The organism is Verrucomicrobium sp. BvORR034, assembly GCF_000739635.1.
Taxonomy (GTDB): Bacteria; Verrucomicrobiota; Verrucomicrobiia; order Verrucomicrobiales; family Verrucomicrobiaceae; genus Verrucomicrobium.
The window spans coordinates 1-927 of record NZ_BATQ01000195.1 but is presented as its reverse complement, the minus strand read 5'-3'; the positions used below and the strand labels follow the sequence as shown (position 1 = coordinate 927).

General features: G+C 59.9%; 1 protein-coding gene. It reads right to left on the bottom strand.

The genetic code is table 11. From position 1 onward, the window contains the following. On the bottom strand, nucleotides 1-927 hold a 927-nt coding region (locus BV034_RS34085), incomplete at both ends, for an ISL3 family transposase (protein ID WP_050031400.1).

Genomic DNA, 927 nt, shown 5'->3' with positions numbered 1-927 from the left:
AAGTAATTGAGCAATCCCTGAAGGTGCGTCTTCAACGTGCGCGCCGCCTTCTTGACGGGCTCAAGACGTGAACTCATGACCCGCTTCAACCATCGGGCAAAGAACCTGGCTCCTTCTGCGGCAGTGCGCTGTTCCCAGAAGGCCGCAAACAACTCCTTGTGCTCCCACGCCCGCGAGGTCTTCAGCGAGAGTTCCACCAGTTGCTGGAAGTTCAAAAACTCCTCGTCGCTCATCTTTTCAAGTCCACGCAGCCAGACATATCTGGAGCCTTTGAGCGTGTCGTCACCCTGTCCCATTAAAATCTTGTGTTCCTGACGTCGCACGGTGTCCACCGCCTTGCTCAACATCTGGCTCACATGGAACTTGTCATAGACAATGAGCGCCTGCGGCACCGCCTGGCGTGTTGCCGCTGCATAGGCCGCTCCAAAGTCCATGGCCGCCGCCTGCACTTGCTGCCGGGTGTCTTCGGGCAACAGTTCCCAAAGCTTCAGCACGGCGACGGTGTCCCGTCCGGGTTGCACCTCCAGCACCCGCTGAGCCACAAGGTCGGTCATCACAGAGATGTAATCCTGCCCCCGCCGGAAGCTCTTCTCGTCCAGACCCACAAAGTCAATCTGCTCCAGCTTGCGCCTTTGCAGGCCACGCTCCACGGCTCTGCTCATGATCCCTTGGGCCTGGTGCCAGTCCAGCCCGGTAAGATGCAGAGCATCACTGAGAGTGGCGCAAGCCAGCAGGACCCGGACGACAAAGTGCTCAAACATGAGGGTCCAGCCACTGCGCGGTCCCGCCCAGGGAACCTTCACCATCTGCGTTTTGCCATCGGCAGGATCAAGCACGCGGGGCACGGAGGCTTCGATGATGGTGCGAAACTGGCAGGTGTCCAGATGCCGCCAGCGACGCTGCTCGTAGCCGTGAACGTGGAGACGC